Origin of the sequence: Sphingopyxis granuli NBRC 100800, from assembly GCF_001591045.1 — a bacterium.
Taxonomy (GTDB): domain Bacteria; phylum Pseudomonadota; class Alphaproteobacteria; order Sphingomonadales; family Sphingomonadaceae; genus Sphingopyxis; species Sphingopyxis granuli.
The window spans coordinates 1-21648 of record NZ_BCUA01000071.1; the positions used below are offsets into that span (position 1 = coordinate 1).

General features: G+C 67.3%; 23 protein-coding genes. 14 read left to right on the forward strand and 9 right to left on the reverse strand.

Annotated elements, in window-relative coordinates; all coding sequences use genetic code 11:
* Positions 1 to 845: GTP cyclohydrolase II (ribA, locus tag SGR02S_RS14670; RefSeq protein ID WP_067111383.1), on the forward strand; the 845-nt coding region annotated here is incomplete at its 5' end.
* A 181-nt stretch (positions 846 to 1026) separates the two neighbouring features.
* On the opposite strand, the gene SGR02S_RS14675 is transcribed toward ribA, so the two are convergent.
* From SGR02S_RS14675 to SGR02S_RS14685, 3 genes are read right to left on the reverse strand one after another with little or no spacing between them, the layout of a single operon-like run.
* Positions 1027 to 1833: a LytR/AlgR family response regulator transcription factor gene (locus SGR02S_RS14675; RefSeq protein ID WP_067111386.1), complete on the reverse strand. Its 807-nt coding sequence runs from the start codon at positions 1831 to 1833 to the stop codon at positions 1027 to 1029.
* Positions 1830 to 2954, reverse strand: coding sequence for a sensor histidine kinase (locus tag SGR02S_RS14680; protein WP_067111389.1), 1125 nt, complete (start codon positions 2952 to 2954; stop codon positions 1830 to 1832). Before SGR02S_RS14680 ends, SGR02S_RS14675 begins: the two co-directional genes overlap by 4 nt.
* A gap of 45 nt (positions 2955 to 2999) precedes the next feature.
* A complete protein-coding gene (locus SGR02S_RS14685) occupies positions 3000 to 3521 on the reverse strand; it encodes a winged helix-turn-helix transcriptional regulator (RefSeq protein ID WP_067111391.1) in 522 nt (173 codons plus the stop codon).
* 156 nt (positions 3522 to 3677) lie between these two features.
* Here SGR02S_RS14685 and SGR02S_RS14690 point away from each other — a divergent pair, with 156 nt between their 5' ends.
* Positions 3678 to 5771 (forward strand): RelA/SpoT family protein, encoded by a 2094-nt coding sequence (locus SGR02S_RS14690; protein ID WP_067111393.1) that lies wholly within the window; start codon positions 3678 to 3680, stop codon positions 5769 to 5771.
* Positions 5772 to 6043: 272 nt separating this feature from the next.
* On the opposite strand, the gene SGR02S_RS14695 is transcribed toward SGR02S_RS14690, so the two are convergent.
* The 4 genes from SGR02S_RS14695 to SGR02S_RS14710 form a co-directional block, all read right to left on the reverse strand.
* Positions 6044 to 6499 (reverse strand): Dps family protein, encoded by a 456-nt coding sequence (locus SGR02S_RS14695; RefSeq protein ID WP_082797171.1) that lies wholly within the window; start codon positions 6497 to 6499, stop codon positions 6044 to 6046.
* A gap of 117 nt (positions 6500 to 6616) precedes the next feature.
* Positions 6617 to 7180, reverse strand: coding sequence for a hypothetical protein (locus SGR02S_RS14700; protein WP_067111395.1), 564 nt, complete (start codon positions 7178 to 7180; stop codon positions 6617 to 6619).
* Between the two features lie 32 nt (positions 7181 to 7212).
* Positions 7213 to 7542, reverse strand: coding sequence for a hypothetical protein (locus SGR02S_RS14705; RefSeq protein WP_067111397.1), 330 nt, complete (start codon positions 7540 to 7542; stop codon positions 7213 to 7215).
* A 79-nt stretch (positions 7543 to 7621) separates the two neighbouring features.
* On the reverse strand, positions 7622 to 8266 hold the full coding sequence (locus SGR02S_RS14710) for a GGDEF domain-containing protein (RefSeq protein ID WP_067111400.1): 645 nt from the start codon (positions 8264 to 8266) through the stop codon (positions 7622 to 7624).
* A gap of 180 nt (positions 8267 to 8446) precedes the next feature.
* Between SGR02S_RS14710 and purE the strand changes: the two genes are divergently transcribed.
* The 11 genes from purE (at position 8447) to SGR02S_RS14765 (ending at position 17804) form a co-directional block, all read left to right on the forward strand.
* Positions 8447 to 8956: a 5-(carboxyamino)imidazole ribonucleotide mutase gene (purE, locus tag SGR02S_RS14715; RefSeq protein WP_067111403.1), complete on the forward strand. Its 510-nt coding sequence runs from the start codon at positions 8447 to 8449 to the stop codon at positions 8954 to 8956.
* A 6-nt stretch (positions 8957 to 8962) separates the two neighbouring features.
* Positions 8963 to 10072 (forward strand): 5-(carboxyamino)imidazole ribonucleotide synthase, encoded by a 1110-nt coding sequence (locus SGR02S_RS14720; protein WP_067111406.1) that lies wholly within the window; start codon positions 8963 to 8965, stop codon positions 10070 to 10072.
* Positions 10069 to 10563, forward strand: a complete 495-nt coding sequence (locus SGR02S_RS14725; protein ID WP_067111409.1) for a dihydrofolate reductase — start codon at positions 10069 to 10071, stop codon at positions 10561 to 10563. Before SGR02S_RS14720 ends, SGR02S_RS14725 begins: the two co-directional genes overlap by 4 nt.
* A 12-nt stretch (positions 10564 to 10575) precedes the next feature.
* A complete protein-coding gene (locus SGR02S_RS14730; RefSeq protein ID WP_067111412.1) occupies positions 10576 to 11757 on the forward strand; it encodes a dipeptidase in 1182 nt (393 codons plus the stop codon).
* A gap of 115 nt (positions 11758 to 11872) precedes the next feature.
* The gene (locus SGR02S_RS14735) at positions 11873 to 12802 is read left to right on the forward strand and encodes a bifunctional riboflavin kinase/FAD synthetase (RefSeq protein WP_067111415.1); all 930 of its coding nucleotides are present in this window, start codon (positions 11873 to 11875) and stop codon (positions 12800 to 12802) included.
* Positions 12803 to 12849: 47 nt separating this feature from the next.
* A complete protein-coding gene (locus SGR02S_RS14740) occupies positions 12850 to 13140 on the forward strand; it encodes a GIY-YIG nuclease family protein (RefSeq protein ID WP_067111418.1) in 291 nt (96 codons plus the stop codon).
* 234 nt (positions 13141 to 13374) lie between these two features.
* Entirely contained in the window at positions 13375 to 16284 is a 2910-nt protein-coding gene (gene ileS, locus SGR02S_RS14745; RefSeq protein WP_067111421.1) for an isoleucine--tRNA ligase, read from the forward strand.
* On the forward strand, positions 16281 to 16814 hold the full coding sequence (gene lspA / locus SGR02S_RS14750; RefSeq protein WP_067111424.1) for a signal peptidase II: 534 nt from the start codon (positions 16281 to 16283) through the stop codon (positions 16812 to 16814). The genes ileS and lspA overlap by 4 nt, the downstream gene beginning before the upstream one ends.
* A gap of 27 nt (positions 16815 to 16841) precedes the next feature.
* A complete protein-coding gene (locus SGR02S_RS14755; RefSeq protein WP_067111427.1) occupies positions 16842 to 17261 on the forward strand; it encodes a DUF3035 domain-containing protein in 420 nt (139 codons plus the stop codon).
* Positions 17262 to 17332: 71 nt separating this feature from the next.
* Positions 17333 to 17551: a type II toxin-antitoxin system RelB family antitoxin gene (gene relB, locus SGR02S_RS14760; protein WP_067111430.1), complete on the forward strand. Its 219-nt coding sequence runs from the start codon at positions 17333 to 17335 to the stop codon at positions 17549 to 17551.
* Positions 17535 to 17804 (forward strand): type II toxin-antitoxin system RelE family toxin, encoded by a 270-nt coding sequence (locus SGR02S_RS14765; protein ID WP_067111433.1) that lies wholly within the window; start codon positions 17535 to 17537, stop codon positions 17802 to 17804. Before relB ends, SGR02S_RS14765 begins: the two co-directional genes overlap by 17 nt.
* 18 nt (positions 17805 to 17822) lie before the next feature.
* On the opposite strand, the gene dxs is transcribed toward SGR02S_RS14765, so the two are convergent.
* On the reverse strand, positions 17823 to 19751 hold the full coding sequence (gene dxs / locus SGR02S_RS14770; protein WP_067111435.1) for a 1-deoxy-D-xylulose-5-phosphate synthase: 1929 nt from the start codon (positions 19749 to 19751) through the stop codon (positions 17823 to 17825).
* A gap of 60 nt (positions 19752 to 19811) precedes the next feature.
* Positions 19812 to 20060 (reverse strand): hypothetical protein, encoded by a 249-nt coding sequence (locus SGR02S_RS14775; RefSeq protein WP_156483095.1) that lies wholly within the window; start codon positions 20058 to 20060, stop codon positions 19812 to 19814.
* A 291-nt stretch (positions 20061 to 20351) separates the two neighbouring features.
* Here SGR02S_RS14775 and SGR02S_RS14780 point away from each other — a divergent pair, with 291 nt between their 5' ends.
* Positions 20352 to 21377 (forward strand): MipA/OmpV family protein, encoded by a 1026-nt coding sequence (locus SGR02S_RS14780; RefSeq protein WP_067111442.1) that lies wholly within the window; start codon positions 20352 to 20354, stop codon positions 21375 to 21377.
* The last annotated feature ends 271 nt before the right edge of the window (positions 21378 to 21648 follow it).

The following is a 21648-nucleotide window of genomic DNA, read 5'->3' on the forward strand; positions in this document are numbered from 1 at the left end:
CGACGCCGGGGCCGGTGCGGCTCGCCGGCGCGGGCAACAGCGTCGCCGCCGCGCTCGCCGTCGCTGATCCCGCGCTCGACCTCGCGCACCCGCTCAAGGGGCCGTTCCGCACCGTCGCCACCGGCGGCGAAGCGGCCGCCGCCGCGGCGATGACGATGGCACGCCACGCGGGCCTGCTTCCCGCCTTCTTCGTGCGTCCGGCCGCCGGCGGCGTCGAGGCCGAATGCACCGACGGCGACGTCGCCGCGCTGCTCGACCCCGCGCGTCTCGCGATCGCGGCGCGCGCGCGCCTGCCCGTCGCGGCGAGCGAGACCGCCGAGATCGTCGCCTTCCGCAGCCCGGAGGAGGCGTCGGACCATGTCGCGCTCGTCATCGGCCGGCGCGACGCCAACCCGCCGGTCGTCCGCCTGCACAGCGAATGCCTGACCGGCGACGTGCTCGGCAGTCTCAAATGCGATTGCGGGCCGCAGCTTCACGCCGCGCTCCACGCGATGGCCGACGCACCGTGGGGGGTGCTGCTCTACCTCAGGCAGGAAGGGCGCGGCATCGGCCTCGTCAACAAGCTGCGCGCCTATGCGTTGCAGGATCAGGGCTACGACACGGTCGACGCCAACCTGCGGCTCGGCTTCCCGGTCGAGGCGCGCGACTTCGCGATCGCCGGGCGAATGCTCGACCTGTTGGGAATCGCGCGCATCCGGCTGATGACCAACAACCCCGAAAAGGTCGCGCGGCTGGAGAAGGAAGGCGTCGAGGTGGTCGAACGCATCCCGCTCGCGCTGCCGACCAATCCGCACAATGAACATTATCTCGCGACCAAGCGCGACCGGACGGGGCATCAGCTTTAACGCGGCCCCTCGTGCCACATGGGTCGCGCGAAGACACGAAGGGATTTCCCTCGACCCGTTTGTGCTGAGCTTGTCGAAGCACCGTCCTTCTTGCGGCGCCCAAAAGAAAGAACGGCCCTTCGACAAGCTCAGGGCGATCGGTGTCCAGTCTTGGTGTCTTTGTGTCTTCGTGCGAGCCGATTCAATGCACGAACCGCGCCACGACGTCGCGATAGCTGCGGCTGACCTTCACCTGCGCGCCCGACCCCAGGATCAGGAAGCATTCGCCGTTGGTGTGCGGCCTGACCTGCTTGACCTGGCTGAGGTTGACGATCGTCGAGCGATGCACGCGCTGGAAATTCCGCGGGTCGAGCCGCTTTTCCAGATCCTTCATCGTCTCGCGCAGGATCAGGCTGTTGTCGGCGGTATAGATGCACATGTAATCGCCCGCGGCATCGATCCGCTCGATGCTGTCGACGTCGACGCGGAAAATCTGGCCGCGATCCTTGATGTTGATCATCTTTTCATAGCGGTCGGCGGCGGGCGCCTCGGCCGCCGTCTCGCCCTCGAATTCCTCCACCGCCTCGGGCGCGACCTCGGCGAGCACGGTCTTCAGCCGTTCGACCTCGGCGGCGCCGCGCTTCTCGGTCAGCCGCTGGCGGACGCGGTCGAGCGCGTCGGCGAGCCGTTCGGGTTCGACCGGCTTGACCAGATAGTCGACCGCCTGCGCCTCGAAGGCGCGGATCGCATGGTCCGAATAGGCGGTGACGAACACCACCAGCGGCGGTTCGACCTCCATCAGCCCCTGGATCACCGAAAAGCCGTCGAACCCCGGCATCTGAATGTCGAGGAAGACGAGGTCGGGCTTGTGGGTCTTGATCTTTCGGATGGCCTCGCGGCCGTTCAGGGCGGTGTCGACAACCTCGACATCCGGGTGCGCTTCGAGCCTGAGTTGCAGGCCCTGGGTCGCCAGTTTTTCATCATCCACCAGGATGGTTCTGATCGTCATGTCGCTTCGGTTCCAATCCTTGCCTGTCCATCGGGCTGAAACGGAAACTCGATCGTCACCGTGAAACCGCCGTCATCGCCCGACTGCGCATCGAACCTGTGCTGGTCGCCGAACGCCTGGGCCAGCCGGTCCCTGATGTTCGCTAAACCCACGCCCGTCGATTCCGTTGCAATGCCCGTCGTGGGGTCCGCGCCGTCGGCTGACAATCCCGCGCCGGTATCGGACACGGTAATCCGAACCTTTTGACCGGCAAGCTGTGCGGAAATGGTGATATCGGCGCCCTCTTCCTGCGGCGTCACCGCATATTTGATCGCATTCTCGATCAGCGGCTGGAGCAGCAGTGAGGGCAATCGCGCCCGCGCGACGCCGGGATCGATATGGAAATGCGGGCGCAGCCGGTCCTCGAAGCGCATCTTCTCGATATCGAGATAGAGCTTCAGCGTCTCGATCTCCTGCGCCAGCGTCACCTGCGCCGTCGGTTCGTTGGCGAGCGTGTAGCGCAGGAAGGCCGACAAGCGCGACAGCATCGCATTCGCCGGTTCGGACTGCTTGAGCAGCACCAGCGTCGAAATACTGTTCAGTGTGTTGAACAGGAAATGCGGATTGAGCTGATAGCGCAGCATCGCGAGCTGCGCCGACGCCGCCTGCGCCTCCAGCCGCAGCACGCGGTCGCTCTGCTCCTCGAGTTGGAGGAAATAGTTGATCGCGAAATAGAGCGCCGACCAGGCGGCCAGCGTCGTCGCGTCGATATAGATGGCGACCAGCAGCAGGCCGGTGAAGCTCGTGTCGCTGTCGGGTTTCAGTATCTGGAGGAACCAGGCGTCGATGAAGGCCCAGATCGCGGTCGCGATCGCCAGCACCCCGAAGCACGCCCCCCACATCAGGATGGTGCGGCGATTGATCAGCGCGCGATAGCAGACCGACAGCAGCAGCGTCAGCGAAAAGCCCGTGACCGCCGAAACGACGACGAGGACGAGGAAATCGAAGGTCTGCCCGCCCGCGAACCCCGACATCGCGCGCAGCCCGAACCAGGCGAGCCAGCCCAGGATCTGGAGGTTCCAGAAGGCGCGAATCTTGTTGCCGAAAAAGGGCCCCGGCGAGGTCAGTCCGAACAGCGGCATGAGAGAGGCGGAGTCCGGACGATCAGCGGGCGGCGCGTGCGCGGCTCATTCGGCCGCGACCGGATCGACGCGCGCGTCGGCCCGCACCCGCGCCTGGCCGAGCGGCTGCAGTTCGGACCGATGCTTCCACAGCAGCTCCTTGTATCCCAGCGGCCTGCCGTCGTGCGCGGTGATCGTCACCGGGCCGATCGGCTGTTCGTCGCGCACGTCGACGAGCACCGGGGTCGAAGGCACGCCGGCGCCCCATTTCTCGCCCCATTGCCGCAGCGCGATCATCGCGGGCAGCAGCTCCAGCCCCTTTTCGGTAAGCTCGTAGCGGACCTTGCGGCGATCCTCGGCCATCACCTCGCGCGCCATGATGCCATGGTCGACCAGCCGCGACAGCCGGTTCGACAATATGTTGCGCGCGATGTTCAGCTCGTGCTGGAATTCCTCGAAATGATGCACGCCGTTGAAGGCGGCGCGCAGGATCATGAACGACCATCTCTCGCCCATCGCTTCGAGCGCCAGCGGCAACGCGCACTGCCCCCCGACCAGATCGTTCAACGGTTCGCGCAGCTTTTCCATGGACCCAGCACTTTTTCCCATGACTCGGCACTAACGCATTATCCGTGCCAACGCCAAAAGTTTATGGCGCGCGCCGCCGCCCGGCCGATACCCCGTTCGAACGCCGCGACGCATTTTCGCATTGCAATTAACGGCGCTTGCACGACATTGACGGCAATGCTCAGGCAATATGAACTTGTCGAACGCGTGCGCGCCTACGATCCCGACGTCGACGAGGCGCTGCTCAACCGCGCCTATGTCTTCACCGTCCAGAAGCACGGCAGCCAGAAGCGCGCGTCGGGCGACCCCTATTTCAGCCATCCGGTCGAGGTCGCGGGCATATTGACCGACCTGCATCTCGACAGCGAGACGATCGTCACCGCGCTGCTCCACGACACGCTCGAGGACACGCTGACCACCCCCGAAGAGATCGAGCGGCTGTTCGGTCCCGACGTGACGCGCCTGGTCGACGGCGTCACCAAGCTCAGCAAGATCGAGGCGCAGACCGAGAATGAGCGCGCGGCCGAGAATCTGCGCAAGTTCCTGCTCGCCATGTCGGACGACATCCGCGTGCTGCTGGTCAAGCTGGCCGACCGGCTGCACAACATGCGCACGCTGCATTTCATCCAGAAGCCCGAAAAGCGCCGCCGCATCGCCCGGGAGACGATGGACATCTATGCCCCGCTCGCCGAGCGGATCGGCATGTACGAGTATATGCGCGAGATGCAGCTGCTCGCCTTCCGCGAGCTGGAGCCGGAGGCCTATGCGACGATCACCGGCCGCCTCGCCAAGCTGACCGCCGGCGGCAAGGACAAGGTCACCGCGATCAGCCGCGAATTCAAGGACCTGCTGGCAAAGAACGGCATAGAGGCCGACGTGTCGGGGCGCGAGAAGCATCCCTATTCGATCTGGCGCAAGATGCAGGAACGCCACGTCAGCTTCGAACAGGTGACCGACATCATCGCCTTTCGCGTCATCACCCCGACCGACGCCGACTGCTATGCCGCGCTCGGCCTCTTCCACCGCAAGTGGAAAATGGTCCCCGGCCGCTTCAAGGACTATATCTCGACGCCGAAGCGCAACGGCTACAAGTCGCTGCACACGACGATCATGCACCAGCAGAACATGCGGATCGAAATCCAGATCCGCAGCCGCGAAATGCACCAGCAGTCCGAATATGGCCTCGCGGCGCACTGGGCCTACAAGCAGGGCGGCAGCGGCCCCGACGGGCAGGCGGGCTGGATTCGCGACCTGCTCGAAATCCTCGAACAGACGCACGATCCGGACGAGTTCCTCGAGAACACCCGCATCGCCATGTATCAGGACCGCATCTTCGCCTTCACGCCGAAGGGCAGCCTGTTCCAGCTTCCCAAGGGCGCGACGCCGGTCGACTTCGCCTATGCGGTGCACACCGGGCTCGGCGACCGGACGGTGGGGGCCAAGGTCAACGGCCGCCTCGTCCCGCTGCGCACCCAGCTCGTCAACGGCGACACGGTCGAAATCCTGACGTCGGACAAGCAGACGCCGCAGCCCGCGTGGCTGGGCTTCGCCGTCACCGGCAAGGCGCGTGCGGCGATCCGCCGCCATGTGCGGTCGAAAGAGCGCGTCGAGCTCGCGGCGCTGGGGCGCAAGATCTACGAGGAGATCGTCCAGCGCCTGCCCGGCCGCATCGGCGACAAGGCGCGCGCCGCCGCGGTCGAGCGGCTGAAGCTTGACGACGACACCGCGCTCTATGTCGCGATCGGCAAGCGCCAGCTTTCGGACAATGCCGTCATGGAGGCGCTGGTGCCCGGCATCACCGCCGAGATGAAGACCAAGCCCGGCAAGCTGCGGCAGGGCGCCGCCGTGTCGATCGCGGGGCTGACGCCGGGGGTCGCCTACAAGCTCGCCGCCTGCTGCCATCCGGTTCCCGGCGACCGCATCGTCGGCCTCGCGCGGCCCGGCGAGGGGATCGAGGTGCATGTCATCGACTGCCCCAGCCTCGCCGACGGGATCGACGCCGACTGGATCGACCTGCGCTGGCAGGAGAATAGCGAGGGCGGCAACGCGCGGCTGTGCGTCGTCATCATGAACGAGCCGGGGACGCTCGCCGAAATGTCGGGCATCCTCGCCGCCAATTCGGCGAACATCACCAATCTGCGGCTGTCGAATCGCGAGGGCGGCTTTCACACCTATGACGTCGTCGTCGAGGTGCGCGACGTCCATCATGTGATGCGCATCCTGTCGGCGCTGCGCGCCTCGGACACGGTGGTGCAGGCAGAGCGGCTTTAGCAGCGCGATCATGTTGGATGAACCACGCCGTGTCCCCGCGCAGGCGGGGACCCAGAGCGACATGGCGCCGACCTTGGCTCTTCGAAGCTCCGGGCTCCCGCCTTCGCGGGAGCATGTGGCCTTGCAAGCCAAGACGATCAGACTCTAACGGGGCCGCCCTCAGCCCGAATCGTCATTGCGAGCAAAGCGAAGCAATCTCCAGCCATCGTCCGGCCCTGCCGGGACCGGAGATTGCCGCGCTCGCACTACGAAGAAGAGGGGCGCCCCCGGGCTCAATAACCCTCGGTCGCCTTGAGGAACCAGATGCGCTGCTGCGTCTCGTCGGCCCAGCCGTCGACAAGCCCGCTGGTCGCGATGTCGCCTTCGGCCTCGGCCGCGTCCTTGGCTTCGTGGAGCCGTTCGAGCAGCGTCTCATTGTCCTTGGCGAGGGTGCGGACCATCGTGTCGGCGTCGACCCCGGCCTTGTCGTCGTCCTTGATCGACTGGTGCCGCCCGATATCGCCGATCGAACGAAGCGTCGTGGCGCCATTCTTGCGCACCCGCTCCGCGATCAGGTCGGTGGTCGCCAGGATCTGGGCCGCCTGTTCGTCGAACAGCAGGTGCAGGCTGCGGAAATGCGGGCCCTGAACGTGCCAGTGATAATTCTTGGTCTTGAGATAGAGAGCAAAGCTGTCGGCGAGGAGCGCATTGAGCGCGTCGGCGATCGCGGGCTGGTTCTTCTGGGGCATGAATTGTCCTTTCGTTTGCTTTTCCTTCATATAGCCGAAGCCGGTCAAAAGTTCCCATGGAACCTCTTGGCCGCTGTCATCGAGAAATTCGATGACCGATGGAAAAACGGGCGGAACCTACAAGCCGAAGGCGGTCATCGCCGCGCGCGCGCCCCACAGCAGCAGGATCGCGGCGGCGCCCCATCGGATGACCGATGCGGAGCGATGCGCGGTGAGCCCGGGACCGAAAGCCAGCACGGGCAGCAGCGCCAGCACCCAGCCGATGAAGCCGCCCGCAGCGGCCCAGACGCCCGCGCCGCTCGTCGCCGCGAGCGCGCCGATCAGGACGTGGCTGCGATCGCCGAACTGGACCAGCAACAGCCGCGCCGCCAGCAGCGGCGCCGGCAGTTCCGCCTCGCGCTCCGCCGGAGATGCCGCCGCGCCGCGCCAGACGAGCGCGCCCGCGGCGGTCAGCAGGGCAAGGGCCAGCAGCAGCGCGACGACGCCCTGTCCGATCATGCGGTTGGCGATGCTCCCCGCGACCGCGGCGATCAGCGCGTTGGCGCCGAAGGTTCCGAAAGCGATGGCGACGGTGCGGCGCCGGTCGGCGCGCCGGGCCAGCAGCTCCGACAGGAAACGCCCCGCGCGCCCGTCGGCATTGGCGAGCGCCACCGCGACGAGGGCGAGCATGATGGCATCCATGACAGGCGATGTGCGGCGTCAGCGGCGCGGCGTCAATGCCCGAGCCGGGTCGCCACCGAGGCGAGCCACGCCTCCTGCGCCGCGGCGGGAAGCGGTCCCGGCGGCGCGCCGGCGGCGTCGCTCATCGCGTCGAGATAGGTGCGGATCGCGGTCTGGAAGCCGCCCGCCGCCACCGCCGATTCGAGCCGGCTCGCCAGCGTTTCGACCATCGCGAAACCATGGTCGCGCGCGAGGCGCCGGATATCGTCGACGCCTTCGACGAACTGCGACAGCGCGCAATGCGGCAGCGCGTCGGCGAGCGCGCCGATCTGGCCGGTGATCCGGCGCTGGATGTGATGAACCGGGTCGCTATGGCCGTGCATGACGCATCCCCTCCCCCTCGGGCGGATCATGCGCGCTTTTGGTTAACAGGCGGTTGAGGCGGCCGCCCCGCGAGACGGGTCAGCGGTGTCCCATGGCGCTGCCGAGCGCCAGCTTGCAGCTGTACATGTCGCGGTCAGCGGCGGCCAGTATGTCCGATTCGGTCATCCCGGTCCGCAGCATCGCGACCCCGAAACAGGCCGACAGGGTGATCGCATGCCCATCGTAGACGGCGGGCGTCGCCGCCAGCACATGCTGCAGCCGTTCGACCTGCGCGCGCGCGCCGGCCTCGCTCGACTGGTCGAGGATCAGCCCGAACTCGTCGCCGCCGATCCGCGCCGCGACGTCGGTCGATCGGATCGATTCCTGCATCCGCTTCGCCACCTCGAGCAGCGCGAAATCGCCTGCGGCGTGGCCGAGGCTGTCGTTGATCCGCTTGAGCTGGTTGAGGTCGGCGAAGACGATCGCCGCGCTTTCCGCATGGCGTTCGAAACGGGCGATGCGCTGGTGGATCGCGGTCAGGAAATAGCGGCGGTTGAATAGCGGGGTCAGCGTGTCGCGTTCCGACACGCGTTCGAGCTCGGCGACGGCAATCTTCAATATGCGGTTCTCGCGGCGCAGCGCGTCGCGTTCGCGACGCATGTCGCGGAGCTGATCTTCGATGGAGTCGACGGATATGACGCCGGTCCGGTCGACCGCGATCCGTGCCCCCCCCATGCTGTCCATCCATCGTCCCCGAAGCGAACCCCCGCCCCCGGCCGGGTGCCGGCGAGCTGCGTGGAACGACGATAGCCGCCACTTGATACCAATCGGTAAACGGGGTCCCAAGCCGGCGTTGCTCCCGCCTTCCCGACCCGCTAGGGGGACCGGACGGCGGTGAATCGCCGCGGCAGGGAGATTGGGGTGATGGGCGAAGCGGCGCCGGACACCGGCATCAGCGTCGGCGTGATCATGGGCAGCCAGTCGGACTGGCCGACCATGGCGCATGCCGTGCAGGTCCTCGAGGAACTGGGGATCGCGCACGAGGTGCGGATCGTCTCCGCGCACCGCACCCCCGACCGGCTCGTCGCCTATGCCCGCGAAGCGGCGGATCGCGGGCTGAAGGCGATCATCGCCGGCGCCGGCGGCGCCGCGCACCTGCCCGGCATGATCGCATCGATGACGCGCGTCCCGGTGCTGGGCGTCCCCGTCCAGTCGGCGGCGCTGAACGGCATGGACAGCCTGCTGTCGATCGTCCAGATGCCCGGCGGGGTGCCGGTGGCGACCTTCGCGATCGGCAAGGCGGGCGCGACCAACGCCGGCCTGTTCGCCGCCGCGCTGCTTGCGAACGCCGACGCCGGCCTTGCGCAAAGACTCGACGCCTGGCGCGCCGCGCAGACCGAGGGCGTCGCCACGATTCCGGTGCGCGAGGGCTGATCGCGGATGCTGCCGCCCGGCTCGACCATCGGCATATTGGGCGGCGGCCAGCTCGGCCGCATGCTCGCCGCCGCCGCCGCCCGGCTCGGCTATCGCACCCATGTCTATGCCCCCGACCGCGAAAGCGTCGCAGCGGAAGTCGCGGCGATGCATACGCGCGCGGCGTGGGACGACGAGCAACGGCTGGCCGCCTTCGCCGCCGCCTGCGACGTCGTGACCTTCGAGTTCGAGAATGTTCCCGTCGACACGGTGCGCTTCCTGTCGGGACATGTCGCGGTGCGCCCCGGCGCGAAAAGCCTGGAGGTCGCGCAGGACCGGCTCGCCGAAAAGGCGTTCGTCGCCGGTCTCGGCGGCCGCACCGCGCCCTTCGCCGCGGTGCCCGACCGCGCCGCGCTCGACGCCGCGCTCGCGGCGATCGGCACGCCCGCGATCCTCAAGACGGTGCGCATGGGCTATGACGGCAAGGGGCAGGCGCGGATCGCCTCGCCCGACCCGGCCGATGCCGATGCCGCGTGGCAGGCGATCGGCGCGCGCGCCGCGATCCTCGAAGGCTTCGTCGCCTTCGCGCACGAATTTTCGGTGATCCTGGTGCGCGGCCTCGACGGCGAGACGCGCGTCTGGGACAGCCCGCTCAACGTCCACGAAGCGGGCATCCTGCGCGCCTCGACGCTGCCGCCGCCGCCGATCGTCCTCGACCAGCAGGCGGAGGCGCGCGCGTTGCTGGCGCAGGTCGCCGACGCGCTCGATTATGTCGGGGTGCTCGCCGGCGAATTCTTCGCGACCGACGCCGGGCCGCTGTTCAACGAGATGGCGCCGCGCGTCCACAACAGCGGCCACTGGACGATCGAGGGCGCGGTGGCGAGCCAGTTCGAAAATCATGTCCGCGCCGTCGCCGGCCTGCCGCTCGGCAGCACCGCCGTGCCGCGGCTGCCGGTTACCATGCACAATCTGATCGGCACCGACATCGACCGCGTCCCCGACCTGCTCGCCGACGGCGCCGCACACGTCCACCATTATGGCAAGACCGAAGTGCGTCCGGGGCGCAAGCTCGGCCATGTCACGTGGGTCGGTCCGGGCGCCGGCCCGGGGGTGGAATCAGAGGCCGCGCCCCGATGAAGCGTTCCGACATCACGCTGATCCTCGCCCGCGCCGCCAACGGCGTCATCGGCGCGGACGGAAAGATGCCGTGGCACCTGCCCGCCGACCTGCGCCGCTTCAAACAGCTCACCATGGGCCGTCCGATGATCATGGGGCGCAAGACCTTCGACAGCCTGCCCGCAGTGCTCGACGGGCGGCGCCACATCGTCCTCACCCGCGATCCCGGCTGGCACGAGGAGGGCGCCGAGCCCGCCGGGTCGTTCGAAGAGGCGCTGCGCCTCGCCAACGCGCCGCAGGCGATGGTGATCGGCGGCGCCGACATCTATCGCCTGTTCCTGCCGCTCGCGACGCGCATCGAACTGACCGAGGTGGCGCTGGAACCCGCGGGCGACGCGACCATCGCCTATCCCGACGCCCGCGAATGGCAGGAAATCGCGCGCGAGGACCACCCGGGCGAAGCCGGCCGGCCGGCCTACAGCTTCGTCACCTTCACCCGCAGGACCGGATAGGGGAGAAGAAGAATGCGCCGCTGGCTGATCGGACTTCTCGCGCTGCTGCTAGTCGCGGCGGCGGCCTTCTTCCTCTTCGCGCCGGGCATGATCGAGCGCGGCACGAACAAGATCGACGGCAAGCCGCTGCTTCAGGTCGGCGAACATACGAAGGCGCTGCACAAGACGCTGACGATCGTCGACCTGCACAGCGACAGCCTGCTGTGGAGCCGCGATTTCCTGAAGCGGGCGGATCGCGGCCACATGGACCTGCCGCGCCTCGCAGAGGGGAACGTCGCGCTCCAGATCCTGTCGAGCACGACAAAGGCGCCCAAGGGGCAGAATTACGACGCCAACGGCGACGACACCGACATTGTCACCAGTCTCGTCATCGCGCAGCTTCAACCGGTGCGGACGTGGAACTCGCTGCTCGAACGCTCGCTGTGGCATGCCGAGAAACTGCACCGTGCCGTCGCCGCGTCGCAGGGCCGGCTGATGGCGGTCGCGACGCAGCCGCAGCTCGACGCGCTGCTCGCGGCGCGGCGCACCAAGGCGCCGCCGCCGGTCGGCGCGATGCTCAGCGTCGAGGGGCTGCACGATCTCGAAGGCGATATCGACAATCTGGACAAGCTCTACGCCGCCGGCATCCGCATGGCGGGGATCACCCATTTCTTCGACAATATCTTCGCCGGGTCGATGCACGGCCTGAAAAAGGGCGGCCTCACCCCGCTCGGCCGACAGGTCGTGCAGCGCATGGAGGCGAAGGGGATGATCGTCGACATCGCGCATTGCAGCCACGCCTGCGTCGCCGACATATTGACGATGGCGCGCCGCCCCGTCGTCTCCAGCCACGGCGGGGTGCAGGCGACGTGCGGGGTCAACCGCAACCTTTCCGACGATGAGATTCGCGGGGTCGCCGCGACCGGCGGCGTGATCGGCATCGGCTATTGGGACGCCGCGGTCTGCGACACCTCGCCCGCGAGCGTGGCGAAGGCGATGAAGCACGTCCGCGACCTCGTCGGCATCGACCATGTCGCGCTCGGCAGCGACTATGACGGCGCGACGACGGTGCGCTTCGACACGTCGAAGCTGGTGCAGGTGACGCAGGCGCTGATCGACGCGGGCTTCACCGACGACGAAATCCGCGCCGCGATGGGCGGCAACGCGATCCGCGTCATCCGCGCGGGGCTCGCGCCGATGGCCGCCGCGAAATGACCCCGCCTTCTCAGTCCGTTCGTGCTGAGCGTGTCGAAGCACTGTTCTTTCCTTCACCGTGGCAAGAAAGAGCGGCCCTTCGACACGCTCAGGGCAAACGGAGAGGGGAAAGCGCGTGATCCGCCTCGACGGCCACGACCGCATCGCCGCCCCCCTGCGCGGCGGCGTCATCGCGCTCGGCAATTTCGACGGCTTCCACGCCGGGCACCAGGCGGTGGTCGGCCGCGCCGTCCATCATGCGAAGGACGACGGCCGTCCCGCGATCGTCGCGACCTTCGATCCGCACCCGGTGCGCTTCTTCAAGCCCGACGCGCCGCCCTTCCGCCTGACCACGCTCGACCAGCGGCAGGAACTGTTCGCCGCCGCAGGTGCCGACGCGATGCTCGTCCTCCCCTTCGATGCCGGGCTGGCGAACACCAGCGCACAGGATTTCATCACCGAACTGCTGCTCGATCGCTACGGCGCGGCGGGGGTGGTGACCGGGGCCGATTTCGTCTTCGGCAAGGGGCGCGGCGGCAATGTCGTGACGCTCGCCGACCACGCCCGCCGCCTCGGCTTCTTCACCGAAATGGTGGCGCCGGTCGACGACGCCGCCGAAGCCGTCTCGTCGAGCCGCATCCGCGACGCGCTGCGCGCCGGGGACTGCGCCACCGCCGCGCGGCTGCTCACCCGCCCCTTCACCGTGCGCGGCATCGTCCAGCACGGCGACAAGAACGGCCGCCTGCTGGGTTTCCCGACCGCGAATATCGACATGGGCAGCTATCTGCGCCCGCGCTACGGCATCTATGCCGTCACCAGCACGCTGTCCGATGGCCGCGTGCTGAAAGGCGCCGCCAACCTCGGCATCCGCCCCAGCTTCGACCCGCCCAGGGAACTGCTCGAACCGCATTTCTTCGATTTCTCGGGCGACCTCTACGGCCAGCCGATCGACGTCGCCTTCCACGCCTTCCTCCGCCCGGAGGCGAAATTCGACACGATGGACGCGCTGATGGCCCAGATCGCGGCGGACTGCGATCAGGCGAAGGCGCTGCTGGCCCATGTCTGAAAGCTGTTCCCCGACGAAAGTCGGGGTCCAGTAGCGACACCGCGTCCATGAAGTCCGGCTGGGTCTATATCCTGACCAACAAGCGGAACGGCACGCTTTATATCGGCGTCACCAGCAACCTTGGCCAGCGCATCTGGCAACATCGCGAAGGTCTGATCGAAGGCTTTACAAAGCGATACGGCCTCAAGACGCTCGTCTGGTATCACCATTTCGACGATCTCCAAGATGCGAGGCGCCGCGAGGTGCAGATGAAGGAATGGAAACGCGCCTGGAAGGTCGAGGCGATCGAAGCCCTGAATCCCACATGGCGCGATCTTTATCCGGACGTGATGCGTTAGAGCTCTGGACCCCGGCTTTCGCCGGGGAACGTAATCCTTTAGGCGTGAGCTGTTCCCCGGTGAAAGCCGGGGTCCAGCGTCCGAAAGCGAAGTTCGGCAGGATAGCACTGACAAGAGATCGGGGCTCCGCCGCCTTCATTCTTCCTTTTCTCTGCGCCTCTGCGCGAATCTTTTCCAAAAGCAGCCGCTCGCCCTTCTTTGCGCGCCCGCAAAACTGCGCTAAGCGCCCGGGCCATGACCGACGCTCCTGACTATCGCGACACCGTCTTCCTGCCCAAGACCGACTTCCCGATGAAGGCCGGCCTGCCGCAGAAGGAGCCGGCAATTCTCGCCAAATGGCTCGAAGGCAATCTTGAGGGGCAGATTCGCGAAAGCCGCAAGGGTCGCGACCAGTTCATCCTCCACGACGGCCCGCCCTATGCCAATGGCGACATGCACATCGGCCATGCGCTCAACCATATCCTCAAGGACATGGTCGTCCGCACCCAGACGCTGAAGGGCAAGGACGCGCCCTACGTCCCCGGCTGGGACTGCCACGGCCTGCCGATCGAGTGGAAGGTCGAGGAACAGTATCGCAAGAAGAAACTCAACAAGGACGAGGTTCCGGTCGAGGAATTCCGCGCCGAATGCCGCGCCTATGCCCAGCATTGGGTCGATACCCAGCGCGAGCAGCTCAAGCGCCTCGGCATCGGCGGCGACTGGAACCACCCCTATCTGACGATGGATTATGAGGCCGAGGCGACCATCGTCCGCGAGCTGCTCAAATTCGCCGCCAACGACATGCTCTATCGCGGCGCCAAACCGGTGATGTGGTCGCCGGTCGAAAAGACCGCCCTCGCCGAGGCCGAGATTGAGTATGAGGACATCGTCTCGACCCAGATCGACGTGGCATTCGAAGTAACCAAAGGCAATGGAAAGATCTTTCCCGGTCAGAAGCTGCTGATCTGGACGACCACCCCCTGGACGATCCCGGTCAACCAGGCCGTCGCCTACAATCCTGAGCTGCAATATATCCTCATCGATTACGGATGGACCGATGACGCCGGCCATGTCCAGCGGGTCGAATATCTCGTCGCGCGCGATCTTGCCGCGTCAGTCATGCAGCGCCTCGGCGATCTTGACGGAACCGGCGGCAAGTGGAACGTCGGCGCGGGCCTCTACAGCGGTGCCGATTTCGAAGGCATCGAACTGCGCCATCCGATGCACCATCTCGGCGGCTTTTTCGCGCGGCCCCGTCCCCTGCTCACGGGCGATTTCGTCACCGCCGACAGCGGCACCGGCTTCGTTCACATGGCGCCAGACCATGGCGAGGACGATTTCGACCTGTGCAAGGCGAACGGCATCGAACCGCAATTCGCGGTCGAGGGCGACGGCAAGTATCGCGCCGACTGGGCGTGGCTCGGCGGCCATGGCAGCGTCATCAACCCGAAGTTCAACGCCCCCGACGGCCCGATCTGCTCCGACCTGCGCGAAGCCGGCGCGCTGCTCGCGGCGTCGGCCGACTACCGGCACAGCTATCCGCACAGCTGGCGCTCGAAGGCGAAGGTCATCTATCGCTGCACCCCGCAATGGTTCGTGCCGATGGACAAGGTGATGGCCCACATCTCGCCCAAGTCCCCCGGCGAAAAGCGCTGGGAAAATGAGGGCGGCGCGATCAACCCGGCCGAGGAAGGGCGGTGCGACGCGCCGACGCTGCGGCAGGCGGCGATGCAGGCGATCGAGGATACGCGCTTCGTCCCCGCCAAGGGCCGCAACCGCATCGGCAGCATGGTCGAAACGCGCCCCGACTGGGTGCTGTCGCGCCAGCGCGCATGGGGCGTGCCGATCACTTTGTTCGTCGACCGCAAGACCGGCCAGTATCTGAACGATCCGCTGGTGGGCGACCGCATCGTCGCGGCGATCCGCGAATCGGGGGTCGATGCGTGGAGCGACGCGCGCGCGCAGGAGTATCTCGGCCCCGATCGCGATGCCGCCGATTACGAGCGCATCACCGACATTCTCGACGTCTGGTTCGATTCGGGATCGACTCACGCCTTCGTGCTCGAAAGCGGCCGCTGGCCCGCGCTCGTCCGCCACGACGGCTCGCCCTTCCCCGCCGACCTCTATCTGGAGGGATCGGACCAGCATCGCGGCTGGTTCCAGTCGTCGCTGCTCGAAAGCTGCGGCACGCGCGGCCACGCCCCCTATCGCGCGGTGCTGACCCACGGCTTCACCATGGATGCCAAGGGCATGAAGATGTCCAAGTCGCTCGGCAACACGATCAGCCCGATCGACCTGATGCGCGACTATGGCGCCGACATCCTCCGCCTGTGGGCGCTGTCGGTCGATTTCACCGAGGATCACCGCATCGGCAAGGAGATCCTCACCGGGGTCGCCGACCAGTATCGCAAGCTGCGCAATACGTTCCGCTACCTGCTCGGCGCGCTCGACGGGTTCAGCGAGGAGGAGCGCGTCACCGACGTCGCCGCGATGCCCGAGCTCGAACGCTACATGCTGTCGCTGCTCGCCGAACTCGATGCGAAGCTGGCGCAGGCGGTCGATGATTTCGACTTCAACAGCTACACGCGCAGCCTCGCCGATTTCTGCAACGAGGATCTGTCGGCCTTCTATTTCGACATCCGCAAGGACGTCCTCTACTGCGACCTCGGCCCCGCCGCGCCGCTCGGCACCGACACCCGCCGCGCCTATCGCAGCGTGCTCGACACGCTGTTCCACGCGCTCGTCCGCTACGCCGCGCCGGTGCTGGTGTTCACCAGCGAAGAGGTGTGGAGCACGCGCTATCCCGATGCGGGCAGCGTGCATCTGCTCGAATGGCCCGTTCTTCCCGCCCTGCCGCAGAGCCACGCGATGCGCGCGAAATGGGCAGCGATCCGCGAGACCCGGGCGCTCGTCACCGAGCGGATCGAGCCGCTGCGCCGCGACAAGGTCGTCCGGTCCAGCCTCGAAGCCGAGCTGTGGCTGCCCGACGATCCGGGCGACGTCGATTATGAGGAAATCTTCATCACCTCGACCGTCCACCGGGGCGAATGGGACGTGAAGCGCACCGAAAACCACAAATGCGGCCGCTGCTGGCGCCACCTGCCGGAGGTCGCACAGGACGGCGGCTTGTGCAATCGCTGCGAGACGGTATTGGACGGGGGATGACCGGAAAACGCTCCCCCTATCTGCGCTTCGGCCTGCTCGTCGCCGCAACGGCCTTCCTGCTCGACCAGGTCAGCAAGTGGGTCGTCATCGGCCCGATGTCGCTCGAGGCGAAGCGCGTCATCGGCGTGCTGCCGATCTTCAACCTGACCTGGGCGGAGAATTGCGGCATCTCGCTGTCGATGTTCTCCGACTGCAACGACACGACGCGCTGGACATTGGTCGCCGTCACTGCGTTCGTCGCCGCCGCGGTCGCCTTCTGGATGACGCGCGAGCAGGCGAAGGGCGACGTCGTCGCGCTCGCGCTGATCCTCGGCGGCGCGCTCGGCAACATCGTCGACCGCGTCCGCCACGGCTTCGTCGTCGATTTCGCCGACCTGCATTTCGGGGACTTCCGGCCGTTCCTGATCTTCAACGTCGCCGATGCCTGCATCACCATCGGCGTGCTTTTGCTGGTTGCGCGCGCGCTGCTCTTGCGCGAAAAGGCGCCTTCGGCCGCCGACCGTTCGGCGAACGGCACGGCCGCGGATTAAACGGGGCGCATCAGGAGAGTTTTTCACGTGAACCGGACCACCGTCATCCTCGCCGCCTCGCTCCTCGCGACGACGCTTTCGGCCTGCGGGTCGAACAGCCTGTTCAGCCGCGACCGGCCCGACGAATTCGCGGTGTCGCGCCAGGCGCCGCTCGTCGTGCCGCCCGATTTCGCGCTGACCCCGCCCGCCCCCGGCGCCGCGCGCCCCGGCAACGAAACCACCGCGGAGCAGACGCTGCGCGCGCTGTTCGGCGGCGATTCGCCGCGCAGCGCGACCGAATCGGCGATCATCGGCAGCGCCGACGGCCCGCGCGCCGACGCCGGCATCCGCAGCCAGATCGGCAGCCCCGACACGCAGGTGGTCGACAAGGGCCTCGTCACCCGCGACATCATCGCCGCCCCCGAAGGCGACGGCCGCGACGCCAGCGCCGCGATCCCCGGGGCGTAGCCGCAGTCTTCACACCGTCGGATTGCAGGATTGGCAACTTTGCTATACATGTATAGCAAAGGAGCTTTGCCATGCTGGCCATCCGCCTCGACAAGGAATTGGAAGAACGGCTCGCCGCCGCCGCCAGGCGGTCGGGCCGGACCAAAACCGCCCTCGCGCGCAAGGCGATCGAGGAATATATCGAGGACCTCGAAGATATCGCGCTTCTCGAAGAAGCGTTGAATCAGCCCGACGCAGGCAAGACCGTTTCGATCGAACAGATGCGACGCGAGCTTGGCCTGGACGCTTGAGTTCGACGCGGCGGCCCGGCGGCAACTCCGCAAGCTGCCGCGCAGCGCCGGCGAGCGCATCCTTGTCGGGCTGGAGCAAGTTGCCGCACTCGAAAACCCACGCCAGCGCGGCAAGGCGCTGGTCGGCGAACGCACCGGCTATTGGCGCTATCGCATCGGCGATTATCGCGTGATCGCAAAGATAGAGGACGGCCGAATGGTGATCCTCGTCGTGGCGATCGGCCACCGGCGCGAGATTTATCGACGCGCTTGAGATGGAAAGCGGGCCGGACTAAGCCCGCGCGCCCGCTTCCTCCACGCCCGCGCTGTTGTGGCGCAGCGCCTTCAGCACCGTGTCGATGATCTGCGGCGCGTTGAGCCCCGCCGCGTCATATTGCGCGTGCGGCGCGTCCTGATCCTGAAAGCTGTCGGGCAGCCGCATCGTGCGCAGCTTCAGCCCCGCGTCGATCAGCCCGGCGTCGCTCGCCAGCGTCAGCACGTGCGCGCCCAGCCCGCCGATGCTGCCTTCCTCGATCGTCACGCACACCTCGTGGCTCGCCAGCGTGCGGCGGATCAGTTCCTCGTCGAGCGGCTTGGCGAAGCGCAGGTCGATCACGCTGGTCGACAGCCCGCGCGCCTCCAGCGTGTCGGCGGCCTTCAGCGCCTCGGCAAGCCGGGTGCCGAGCGACAGGATCGCGACCGTCTTGCCGCTGCGCACGACGCGCCCCTTGCCAATCGCCAGTCTCTCCGGCACCGCGGGCAGCGGCACCCCGATGCCGTTGCCGCGCGGATAGCGGAAAGCGATCGGGCCGTCGTCATATTCGGCCGCCGTATAGGTCATGTGGACGAGTTCGGCCTCGTCGGCCGCCGCCATCACCACCATGTTGGGCAGCGTCGCCAGATAGGTGACGTCGAAGCTGCCCGCGTGCGTCGACCCGTCGGCGCCGACCAGACCGGCGCGGTCGATCGCGAAGCGCACCGGCAGGTTCTGGATCGCGACGTCGTGCACGACCTGGTCATAGGCGCGCTGGAGGAAGGTCGAATAGATCGCCGCGAACGGCCGCATTCCCTGCGCCGCGAGGCCCGCCGCAAAGGTCACCGCATGCTGTTCGGCGATCCCGACATCGAAGGCGCGGTCCGGGTGCGCGCGCGCGAACTTGTCGACTCCGGTGCCCGACGGCATCGCGGCGGTGATCGCGACGATGCGCGGGTCGCTGTCGGCCAGCTTCGCCAGCGTCTCGCCGAACACATTCTGATAGGCGGGCGGCCCCGGCGGCGCCTTCGCCTGCTCGCCGGTGATGACGTCGAATTTCTGCACGCCGTGATATTTGTCGGCCGCCGCCTCGGCGGGGGCATAGCCCTTGCCCTTCTGCGTCACCGCGTGGATCAGCACCGGGCCATGGTCGCTGTCGCGGACATTCTCCAGCACCGGGATCAGATGCTCCAGATTATGCCCGTCGATCGGCCCGACATAGTAGAAGCCCAGTTCCTCGAACAGCGTCCCGCCCATCGCCAGCCCGCGCGCGAACTCGTCGGTCTTGCGCGCCGCCTTGTGCAGCGGCTGCGGCAGCCGGCGCGCGAAGCGCCGCGCGACCTCGCGCAGTTCCAGGAACGGCCGCGACGACACCAGCCGCGCCAGATAGGCCGACAGCCCGCCGACCGGCGGCGCGATCGACATGTCGTTGTCGTTGAGGATGACGATCAGCCGGTTGCCCGCCTGCTTGGCGTTGTTCATCGCCTCATAGGCCATGCCCGCCGACATCGACCCGTCGCCGATCACCGCGATCGCGCGGCCGGGCTCGTCCTTCAGCTTGTTGGCGATCGCGAAGCCCAGCGCGGCGCTGATCGAGGTCGAGCTGTGCGCGGCGCCGAACGGATCATATTCGCTCTCGCTGCGCTTGGTGAAGCCCGAAAGCCCGCCGCCCTGGCGCAGCGTGCGGATGCGATCCCGGCGCCCGGTGACGATCTTGTGCGGATAGCATTGGTGCCCGACATCCCACACGATCTTGTCGCGCGGCGTGTCGAACACATAGTGGAGCGCGACGGTCAGTTCGACGACGCCCAGCCCCGAGCCGAGATGCCCGCCGGTCGCGCCGACGGCGCTGATCGTCTCGGCGCGCAGTTCGTCGGCGAACTGGCGGAGTTGTTCGGGCTTCAGCTTGCGGAGGTCGGCGGGGACATCCACCGTGTCGAGCAGCGGCGTATGCGGACGGTCGGTCATTTGCCGCCTCATACCGCCAAGCACCGAAACTGTCGAACGAAAAGCCGGTCCCGCCCTCCTCTAAAGAGGCGGCACCTTTTCGTCGGCCTCCACGTCCGCGCCGCGCTTGCCCGCGTCGATCTGCGCATAGAGGCCGCGTACCATCAGGTCGGTGAACACCAGCATCACGCCGATCATTCCGGCGAACAGCGCGACCGCGACGGCGGGAAACGGCCCGACCGCCTCCAGCCCCGCGCGTCGCATCGCCAGCGCGAGCAGCGCCGCCGCCGCCATCAGCGCATAGCCGGCAAGGCGCGGCGCCCGGCTCATGCCGAACCGGCGCCGCGGACGCGGCATGGAAAAGCGAAGGCGCGACGATCGGACATGCCGCCATGGTGGAACGAAAAGCCCGCCATCGCAAGGCGAAGCCTTGGCAGCCGGCGGGGCGGCTTGCACCTGCTCTGGACTGCCGCGCGGTTTCGCCTCTCGCAATGACGTCCGATGCACGCGGATGCGGGGATCGGCGGCCCGATTCCAGTCACCGCTACCCCATTGCATTGCGGCGTCAATGACTTACACATTGCGCCGAGAGGGGCACCACGACAGGAAGATAAACCGTCCATGGTCGCGCCCGCCCTTCGCTTGCTTTGCCTGCCGTTCCTCGCCCTCCTCGCCGCCGCGATCGGGACGACGTCGCCCGCCGCCGCGGACGAAGCCGCGCTGCCCTATGACCCGCCCCCCGCCGACCGCAGCCTGAGCGGCGGCCGCGAACCCGGGCCCGCCGGCCAACCCGCGCCCGTCCGCTATGCGCAGGATCGCGGCGACATCGACGACTCGATCCTGCTGCCCGCCGCGCGCGACCGCGACGAGGACGACGATCGCCGATGGGCGCGCGACCATTTCGCTGTCGCCGCCGGAGTGATCAGCGTGCCGAGCTACAACGGCTCCGACGAGCGCGCCGTCCTGCCCGCCTTCTATCTGCGCGGGCGCGTCAGCGGCTTCGCCTTTTCGACCCGCGGCACCAATTTCCAGGTCGACCTGATCCGGCAGAAGCGCGGCCAGCGCACCGACTTCAAGTTCGGCCCGATCATCGGCCTGCGCAGCGACCGCACCGGCCGCATCAAGGACGCGCAGGTCGAGGCGCTCGGCGAACGCAAGCTGGCGGTCGAGGCGGGATTGGCGATGGGCGTCACCCGCCAGGGCGTCTTCACCAGCCGCTACGACCAGCTCGGCGTCCGCGTCGTCGGGCTCGCCGATGTTTCGGGACGGCACGGAAGCTGGTTCGTCTCGCCGACGATCGACTATGGCACCCCACTGTCGAAGCGCGCCTATGTCGGCGTCTCGGCGTCGTTGAACATCTATGGCAAGGGCTTCGGCCGCTATTATTACGACGTCGATCCGCTCGGCAGCGCCGCGAGCGGCCTGCCCGTCTACGACCGCGCCGGGCGCAAGGCGACCGCGGGCAAATATACGATCGGCCTCGCCGGCGCCTGGGCGCTGTCGGGCGATCTGCGGAAGGGATTCGTGCTGCTCGGCGGCGCGCAATACGGCCGCATGACCGGCCGTTTCGCCGCTTCGCCGATCGTCCGCGACGCCGGCAGCGCCGACCAGTGGGTCGGAGGCGTCGGCATCGCCTATCAATTCTAGGACGGATCGACATTCAGAAGATGGCGAGCCGGAGTCGAAGACGACCACAGGTCAAAATGGTGGGTTTTCGGGACCCGGAGCGCAGCGTGCTGACGGCACGTGAGCAGCGGAAGCGCGAAAAGCCGCCATTTGCAGGCCGCCAGAGCTGAATGTCGATCCGTCCTAGGGGAAAGACCCGACCCGAACCCGTTCGTGTCGAGCGAAGTCGAGACACCCATCAGTGTGGCGCCAGGCTGTGATGACTCTTTTCCGTCACCCTGAACTTGTTTGG